Here is a 1,407-nt window from a genome sequence, read left to right on the forward strand (position 1 = left end):
GAGTACGGGGGACGGAGCCGCGCCGGGACGGCCGGCCCGTGGTGGGCAGGGCCACCGGCACCAAGGCCGTCGCCAACCCGGCGGAACACGGCCGGAGAGCGCGCCGGACCCCGAGCCGTGTCGGGAGACACCCGTCGGGGTGCGGGCCGTCCGAGCGGTCCACCGGACCCCGGCTTCCGCGCGGGGCTCGTTCCGCGGGTCCGACGGCGGTACCGGGACGGTCGCCGGTGGCATCGGCAAGCCCACCGACATGGCCCCGATTTCGCGACCTCACGGGATATGGACTCCAACTCCCGATCGTCGGCAACGACATCCGTTTCCGCCGGATTCCGCCGAATCCGCCCCGTTCGGCCGGAGGAATCCACCCGACCCCCATACCCGGGAAGCCGGGTTTCCCCCGATCCGTGGAAAGCCCTGGCCCGGGGCATCGGTCATATCGGTGAACTGCGGATGACGGACACGTGTTTGCCGCATTCGAAGTATGGACGAGGGGTATGGATCTCGCACTTCGCGTTTCGGGATCGCCCGTTCGTCGGGGCCCCGGTTCCCGGGGCGTGAATCGGCAGCGGTGCGCGACGGAGGGAGCGACAGTGCTGTTTCGGGTACTCGGACGGGCCGGAGTCGGAACCGGTACGACGGAGCACGAGGTGCGGGGGCCGGTGGCGCGGGGGTTGTTGACGCTGCTGGTGTTGGAGGAGGGCCGCCCGGTCACCCCGGGCCGTCTGGTCTCCTCGCTGTGGGACGACCCACCCGAGGCGGCGCGGCGCAACGTCGCCTCGCACGTCACGGAGCTGAGGCGACAGCTGGCGGCCTGTCTGCCGGAGGCGGCCGAACGCCTGTTGACCGTCTCGGGGCCGGAGGGCACGGCCTACCGCCTCGCCGCCGAACCGGCCGAACTGGACGCCGCGTCGCTCCGTGACCTGATCGAGCGGGGCACGGCCGCCCTGCGGGCGGGGTCCGCCGAGGAGGCCGTCGAACCGCTCGAGCGGGCCGTGGCCCTGTGGGGCGGACCGATCGGCCGCGACTGCGCGGCCTCCACCGAACTGCGGGAGCGGTTCGTGGTCTTCGACGACCTCTACGCGACCGCGCGCGAACGGCTGGTGGAGGCCCGACTGGCGCTGGGCGGCAACACCGAGCTGGTGCCCGAGATCCACGCCATCCTCGCCCGCGATCCGCTGCGCGAGTCGGCCTGGGGGCTGCTGGTCCGCGCCCTGCGCGGGCGGGGCGACGCGGCCGGGACGTTCGCCGCGCACACGCGTCCCATTCCCGCCCCCGCCGGCCCGGGCGGGGCCGCCGGGAGCGGCTCCCCGCAGGGCGGAAGCGTCTTCATCCCCCGGGCGCGGCTCTCCCCGGAGGGCCCGACCCACCGCATCCCCCAGCCCCGAAAGCGCTGAACCGGACGGGTCC

General features: G+C 74.1%; 1 protein-coding gene. It reads left to right on the forward strand.

The window, feature by feature from the left end:
- Positions 1–590: 590 nt before the first annotated feature.
- A complete protein-coding gene (locus FNQ90_RS23165; protein ID WP_182608131.1) occupies positions 591–1,394 on the forward strand; it encodes an AfsR/SARP family transcriptional regulator in 804 nt (267 codons plus the stop codon).
- Positions 1,395–1,407 lie beyond the last annotated feature (13 nt).

Source organism: Streptomyces alkaliphilus (assembly GCF_014141535.1).
Taxonomy (GTDB): Bacteria; Actinomycetota; Actinomycetes; order Streptomycetales; family Streptomycetaceae; genus Streptomyces; species Streptomyces alkaliphilus.